Source organism: Methylobacterium sp., assembly GCF_019745455.1.
Lineage (GTDB): Bacteria > Pseudomonadota > Alphaproteobacteria > Rhizobiales > Beijerinckiaceae > Methylobacterium.
This window is the reverse complement of the sequence record NZ_JAIETD010000114.1, coordinates 1-6,900: the sequence shown is the minus strand read 5'-3', so window position 1 is coordinate 6,900 and position 6,900 is coordinate 1. Positions and strand designations below refer to the sequence as shown.

The following is a 6,900-nucleotide window of genomic DNA, read 5'->3' as shown; positions in this document are numbered from 1 at the left end:
ATTGATCAGGCACCTTTAGTTGAGGCGGCGCGAGGCATGCCGTGTCGCGTGATGCTGCGGGCGTCTCACGCGCCGCCTGCGATCCACGCCTCCTGGATCACCGCCACCAGCGCCTTCTCGACGGTCTTCCTTGGCTCCAGGAAGCCGGGGAAGTAGCTGCCGGTGCGCAGCTTGGGGATCTTGAGGTTGAGCGAGCCCAGCCGCGTGTCGAGGCTGCGTTCGCGATACCCGTTGCGGTAGGTGCTGCGCTCGCCAGACCGCTCGTAACGACCCGCGCCGATCAGACCGTCCACATCGGCCTCCATCAGGATCTGCAGGACCGTCTCGGCCAGGCTGCGCAGGAAGTTGCCGTCGTCAGCCTTCTGAAAAGCCTCGATCAGTGCCACTCTGTCGTCGGTCATCGGGTGCTCCCGGTTCGGGTTGAAGTCCGCAAACTCCACCTTAGCCGCATGGCCCGATGGCCACCCCAATCCCCGCCAAAGCGGTCCTCGAATTTACACCTCGTCCGCGGACGCTACCGGGACGCTTAGAACATGATCTGTCCCTACCACTAAGTGACCGGGCACCATGAGGTGCGTCCGCGGTATGGTTGAGGACCCAATCTGGATCACGGCTGTCCAGGCAACTCAAGTCCAGCTTGGCGCCTTGTTGGCCTGACTCTCGGTCTTCGACTTCACGCCTCTGGGGAGCTGAGCAATGAGCTGCAAATATAACGCGACAAGCGCTCGTTAGGACTGGCTAGAGCGCTTTCTCTCGGTGACCGTTCATCTGCACTTAGGCGGAACGCCAAGCGCCGCCCCATCCACCGACTCCAGCCCGGTTGAGTTGATGACGTTCAGACCGTTGCCGTAACCACGGCAGGGGCGAATGTCGAAAGCCGACCGAAGGGCGTGGATTGTTGCGTGCGTGTGAGCGGCGCGTCCGAGTTCGGGCTGCACTCCCTCATCTCCGCCAACTCACGCACCTCGCACCATTCTCCTCCCTCGCATTGCGCAGGAAACCGCTCTATAAGCCGCGCTCTTCGATGAGGATTCCCTTTTGTGAAGTCGGCCGAGAGGTGGACGGGAGACGACCATGGGCGAGCGTTGGACACCGAAGAGCTGGACGCCGAAATCTTGGCGGAACCTGCCGATCCAGCAGGTGCCGGCCTATCCGGATGCCGCGTCCCTCGAGAGCGTCGAGGCGCAACTCGCGTCGTTTCCGCCGCTGGTCTTTGCAGGTGAGGCGAGGAAGCTGAAGGCTTCGCTCGCGCGGGTCGCGGCGGGCGAAGCCTTCCTGCTCCAGGGCGGCGATTGCGCCGAGAGCTTCGACGAGCATTCGGCCGACAACATCCGCGATTTCTTCCGCGTCTTCCTGCAGATGGCGCTCGTGCTCACCTTCGCGGGCGGCTCGCCTGTGGTGAAGGTTGGGCGTATCGCCGGACAGTTCGCCAAGCCCCGCTCCTCGCCGACGGAGACGATGGATGGGGTCTCCTTGCCGAGCTACCGCGGCGACATCGTCAACGGGCTCACCTTCACGGAAGAGGCGCGCGTGCCCGATCCGCGCCGGCAGCTCGAGGCCTATCGCCAGTCGGCCGCCACGCTGAACCTGCTGCGCGCCTTCGCGACGGGCGGCTACGCCAATCTCGAGAACTCGCATCGCTGGATGCTCGGCTTCGTGCAGGATTCGCCGCAATCCTCGCGCTACGCCGATTGCGCCGAGCGGATGACCGAGGCCCTCGACTTCATGCGCGCCATCGGCATCAACCCCGAGACGCACCAGGAAGTTCGCACCACGGATTTCTACACCAGCCACGAGGCGCTGTTGCTCGGCTACGAGGAGGCGCTGACCCGCGTCGACTCGACGAGCGGAGATTGGTACGCCACCTCGGGCCACATGCTCTGGGTCGGCGACCGCACCCGGCAGCCGGACCACGCGCATATCGAGTACGCCCGCGGCATCAAGAACCCGGTCGGCCTCAAATGCGGGCCTTCGATGACGGGAGAGGGGCTGATCCGGCTCGCTGACCAGCTCAATCCCGCCAACGACGCAGGGCGCCTGACGCTGATCTGCCGCTTTGGCGCCGATAAGGTCGGCGAGCACCTTCCCGGCCTGATCAGGGCGGTGGAGCGCGAGGGCCGCAGCGTCGTCTGGGCCTGTGACCCGATGCACGGCAACACCATTTCGGCCGGCCGCTACAAGACGCGTCCGTTCGAGCGGGTGATGCAGGAGATCGAGGGCTTCTTCGACGTCCACCGGGCGGAAGGGACGATCGCGGGCGGCATCCATCTCGAGATGACCGGCAAAGACGTGACCGAATGCACAGGCGGCGCCCGAGCGCTGACGGCGGACGACCTCCAGGACCGTTATCACACCTATTGCGACCCGCGGCTCAACGCGGAGCAGGCGTTGGAAGTGGCTTTCCGCACAGCAGAGCTCGTTAAGCGCGAGCGCAGTGCCATCGAGCGGCCTCGTCTCGACGCGGCGGAGTAACCGCCGCGCCACTTGTTCTCGGCTGGGTCGGCGCTCAGCGCAGCCAGCCCGTGAAGAAGTAGATGATCAGGATGATCGGAAGCGGAATTCCGATCAGCCATAGAAGGCCACCTTTCAACATTCTTTTGTCTCCTGCCGTTGCTGGTAAAAGTAACGGCAGAGAGTGGGAGAACGTTCCTGTGATGGACGCTGGCTTCACCCGCCTCCCGTCATGCTGGGCTACCCACCAGAGCACGGTATCCATGACCACCTAAGGGTCTTCGACCACTTAAGGGTCTTCATCCTGCCGCGACGGCGGCTATGATCCCGGGTGCGCCTTCGGCGCACCACGATGGCGAGGGAGGGGATACCCGATCGAGCTGAACGACCTTGACCAGGTTCTGGGTCTCCCCGGCACTAAAGCACCGCCCGCTGACCCTTCCCCCGCCGCTCGAAATAGAACGGAATTGGCACGTGCGGCGCGAAGCGTCCGGCGATGTGAGATTCGAGATCGCCGAGGACCACGCCGGTAATGCGCGGCAGGTCGAGTTTGCGTGCCTGGGCCAGGCTTACCCAGGCAAGCTCGACGAGCTCGGAGTCGGCGGTGACGATGCCGGGGGTCTCGGCGGCGACGAACTCGCGGTCGATGGCGAAGAAGCGGGTGTCGAAGCGGCGCGGGCGGCCGGGCGGGGTGATCGCGCGGGCGACGAGGTACATGGCTTCGAGATCAGGCATCACGCCGGCCTCGCGGAACGCTGACCACGGCCCGTCGGGCACATCCTCGGGCGGCCCGTAATCGCGGGTGCCCAGCAGAAGACCAGTCTCCTCGTAGGTCTCGCGGATCGCTGCCAGGGCAAGAGCACGGCCGAGATGATGGGCCGGGCGCACCACCTGGTCGGACAAGGCCGCTTCGGCCCTCGCCGAGAGCGCGCCCGCCACCGGCATGTGCCTGTCGCCGGGCTCGATCCGGCCGCCCGGGAAGACGAACTTGCCCGGCATGAAGGCGAGGCCGGGATGGCGCCGCCCCATCAGCACCTTGGGCGAGCGGCCGCGCCGATCGATGATGATGAGGGTGGCGGCGTTGTGCGGCCGCGCGGGTTTAGGCCGGGCCGAGGCCGGCCGCTTTATCGGGGGTGGGGGCGTCGTCTGGTCCACGCTGGATATCCTCGGGTCGCCCGTCAGCATCGCCGCGGGGCAGCGGTAGCGTGGCAAAGCCATGCATGCCAAGGGCGTATTGCAGCCCGACGACGGCGCCCTTCACCGGCTGCAGCAGAAGAACCGCCATGGCGAGCGACACCGCGGGCCAGAAGCTGAGCTGAAACCACAAGGGCACGTCGTACTCGGTCTCGAGCTTGAGGAGGGCGTAGCCGACGATGTGCCCGACGATGAAGATCACGATGTAGGGCGGCAGGTCGTCGGCCCGGTGGTGGTGCATCTCGAGGCCGCAGGCCTCGCATTCGGGCCGCACCTTCAGGAATCGGCCGAAGATCCTGCCCTTGCGGCAATGCGGGCAGCGGCCGAGGAAGCCGGTCGCCATCGATCGGATCAGGCCGTTGCGGGAGGCCGGTTGGGTCGCTGCATGGGCCTGCATCGCGTGTGCCTTCTCTCTATGGTTGCCAAGAAAGCCCGCTAAGTCGTTTCGACGCGTTGCCCCTCTCCCCGCTTGCGGGGAGAGGGCTTCATGCACCTTGTCGTGCATGAAGCGAGCGAAGCGAAGGTGAGGGGGCGGTTTCGGATCAGGCTCTTCCGGAAGCGCCCCCTCACCCTCGGCTGCCGCCTCGCCGTGCTCCCCGGCAAGGGGGAGACACGGCCCTCTCCCCGCAAGCGGGGAGATGCGGTGCGCACGACCCGACGGATCAAGCCAAGCCGTCTTAACCCCATCGCTTCAGCGGCGCGAGCCGCTGTTGCGGATGCCGGGCGGGCGGCCCGGTAGGCCGGCACGGCGGCTCGGGCGTTTCGATGTCGCCCCGCGCATATCCGAGCGCGACTTGCCCTCCGAGAGAAGCTCGAACCGCAGGGCGCCGGCCACCGCCGCCGCCTCCACGAGCTTGACCTCGACCGGGTCGCCGAGCCGGTGGGTCTCGCCGCTGCGCTCGCCGACGAGGGCGTGGCGGGCCTCGTCGTGGCGGTAGTAATCGGCGCCGAGCGTCGAGATCGGTACGAAGCCGTCGGCGCCGGTCTCGTCGAGCTTGATGAAGAGGCCCGAGCGCGTCACGCCCGAGATCCGACCAGTGAAGATGGCGCCGACCCGGTCGGCGAGGTGGTGGGCGATGAGCCGGTCGATGGTCTCGCGCTCGGCCGCCATGGCGCGGCGCTCGGCTGTCGAGATCTGCTCGCCGATCTGCTCGAGGTGTCCCGCACTCACATCGGACGGCAAGCCGTCCGAGCCGAGCCTGCAGGCGCTGATGAGGGCGCGGTGGACGATGAGGTCGGCATAGCGACGGATCGGCGAAGTGAAATGGGCGTAGCGGCGCAGGTTCAGCCCGAAATGCCCGAGGTTCTGGCTCGAATAGATCGCCTGCGCCTGGCTCCTCAGCACCACCTCGTTGATGAAGAGCGCGTGCTCGGTCTCCGCTACTGCGCCGAGGATGCGGTTGAAGAGGACAGGGCGCAGCGCGCCTTCCTTCGGCAGCTTGATGCCGATCGAGGCCAGCACCTCGCCGAGCGCTCGCATCTTCTCCAGGGCCGGCTCATCGTGGACGCGATAGATCAGGGGCTGCTTGGCCTGTTCCAGGGTCTCGGCGGCGGCGACGTTGGCGAGGATCATGAACTCCTCGATGAGCCGATGCGCGTCGAGACGCGCCGGCACCACGACGCGGTCGACGCCGCCCTCGGGGTTGAGCAGCACCTTGCGCTCGGGCAGGTCGAGGGCGAGCGGCCCGCGGGCGTCACGCGCCGCTTTGAGGGCCTCGTAGGCGGCCCAGAGCGGGCGCAGGGCCGTTTCCAGAAGCGGTGCGCTGATCTCGTCGGGATGGCCGTCGATGGCGGCTTGCGCCTGCGCATAAGCGAGTTTCGCCTTCGAGCGCATCATGACGCGGTGGACGCTGTGGCGGCGCTTCACGCCGTCGGCGCCGATCACCATGCGGATCGCCAGCGCCGGCCGGTCCTCGCCCTGGCGCAGCGAACAGAGGTCGTTGGAGATCCGCTCGGGCAGCATCGGCACGACCCGGTCCGGGAAATAGACCGAGTTGCCACGCATCAGCGCCTCGCGGTCGAGGGCGCTGCCCGGCCGGACATAGGCGGCGACATCCGCGATCGCGACGGTGACGACGAAGCCGCCCGCATTGCTCGGGTCGTCGTCCGGCAAAGCCATCACGGCGTCGTCGTGGTCCTTGGCATCGGGCGGATCGATGGTGAGGAGCGGCTCAGAGCGCCAATCCTCGCGGCCCTTCAGGCTCACGGGCTTGACCGCATCGGCCTCGGCCAATGTGTCGGCGGCGAAGAAGTGGGGGATGTGGTGGAGGTGGAGCGCGATCAGGCTCACGGCCTTCTCGGAGCCGAGGGACCCGAGGCGCTCGCGCACCCGCCCCTGCGGCAGGCCGAGCCGGCTCTCGCGGGTGAGGCTGACGCTGACGAGGTCGCCGTCTCGCGCCGGGCCTTCCTCGCCTGGAGGAATGGCGATTTCGCGCCCCTGCGAGCGCTTCTCCACCGGGATGATGCGGCCACCGTCCTTGCCAGCCCGGTAGACGCCGATCACGTCGGCCTTGTTCTTGCCGACGACCTTGATGATGCGGCCTGAATAGCGGCCGGTCTCGCCGTCCTCCTGCGCGACGCGCAGTAGCGCGCGATCCCCGATGCCGGGCGCCGGCCGGCTCGGCTTGCGCCCGCCGCGTGGGATCTCGACCCGGATCTTCGGGGGCGGGCCCTTGGCATGGTCCCATTCGGCGACCGTCGCCACGAACTCGCCGTCGCGGTCGCGGCCGGTGATGTCGGCTAGAACCACGGGCGGCAGGCGTCCGGCCGGAGCGAGGCCGCCGCGCCCCTTCTCGACCTCGCCGTCCTCTTCGATCTCCTTCAGCAAGCGCTTCAGCTCGATCTTGTCGGAGCCCTTGATGCCGAAGGCCGCCGCGATCTCGCGCTTGCCGACCTTCTCAGGTGAGCCGGCGATGAAAGCGAGAACCTGTTCGCGGGAGGGAAAGGGGGAGGGGTTCGGGTTGATGCGCTTGGCCAAAGATCGGGCTCGCTGCGCCGGGTCACGGCGCAAAGGACATGTCGGGAGACGGGACACCGGATGCCCGGCCCACGTAACATGGGATCGATAGTGCTCCCGGACAATGTCGACCTGACTCTCGACCTAAAGCCGGAAATCACGGCACTGTCGCGCCGGCCCCACGAGCCGGCGCATCTGATCAACCGCGGCGATCGATGTTGACGTACTCGCGCTGTTCCGGGCCGATATAGAGCTGGCGCGGGCGGCCGATCTTTTGGGACGGGTCCTCGATCATCTCG

At 67.1% G+C, this 6,900-nt stretch carries 5 protein-coding genes and 1 pseudogene; 1 reads left to right on the top strand and 5 read right to left on the bottom strand.

Translation table 11 applies throughout. The features are described from left to right. Positions 1-74: 74 nt before the first annotated feature. Positions 75-401, bottom strand: a pseudogene (locus tag K2Y56_RS20095) (transposase); the annotation flags it as partial. 673 nt (positions 402-1,074) lie between these two features. Here K2Y56_RS20095 and K2Y56_RS20090 point away from each other — a divergent pair. Then, on the top strand, positions 1,075-2,472 hold the full coding sequence (locus tag K2Y56_RS20090) for a class II 3-deoxy-7-phosphoheptulonate synthase (RefSeq protein ID WP_292511722.1): 1,398 nt from the start codon (positions 1,075-1,077) through the stop codon (positions 2,470-2,472). Positions 2,473-2,506: 34 nt separating this feature from the next. Here the strand turns inward: K2Y56_RS20090 and K2Y56_RS20085 are convergent, their stop codons facing one another. From K2Y56_RS20085 to rnr, 4 genes are all read right to left on the bottom strand, one after another. Further along, complete coding sequence (locus K2Y56_RS20085; RefSeq protein WP_292511719.1) at positions 2,507-2,722, bottom strand: hypothetical protein; 216 nt, start codon at positions 2,720-2,722, stop codon at positions 2,507-2,509. A gap of 146 nt (positions 2,723-2,868) precedes the next feature. Then, a complete protein-coding gene (locus tag K2Y56_RS20080; protein ID WP_292511716.1) occupies positions 2,869-3,606 on the bottom strand; it encodes an NUDIX hydrolase in 738 nt (245 codons plus the stop codon). After that, entirely contained in the window at positions 3,551-4,042 is a 492-nt protein-coding gene (locus K2Y56_RS20075) for a DUF983 domain-containing protein (protein ID WP_292511714.1), read from the bottom strand. The genes K2Y56_RS20080 and K2Y56_RS20075 overlap by 56 nt, the downstream gene beginning before the upstream one ends. Positions 4,043-4,336: 294 nt before the next feature. After that, positions 4,337-6,622 (bottom strand): ribonuclease R, encoded by a 2,286-nt coding sequence (rnr, locus tag K2Y56_RS20070; RefSeq protein WP_292511711.1) that lies wholly within the window; start codon positions 6,620-6,622, stop codon positions 4,337-4,339. Positions 6,623-6,900: the final 278 nt, after the last annotated feature.

Bases quoted from the DNA above. Each gene is read 5' to 3' on its own strand.
- K2Y56_RS20090 (WP_292511722.1), top strand. From the start codon at position 1,075: ATGGGCGAGCGTTGGACACCGAAGAGCTGGACGCCGAAATCTTGGCGG.
- K2Y56_RS20075 (WP_292511714.1), bottom strand. From the start codon at position 4,042: ATGCAGGCCCATGCAGCGACCCAACCGGCCTCCCGCAACGGCCTGATC.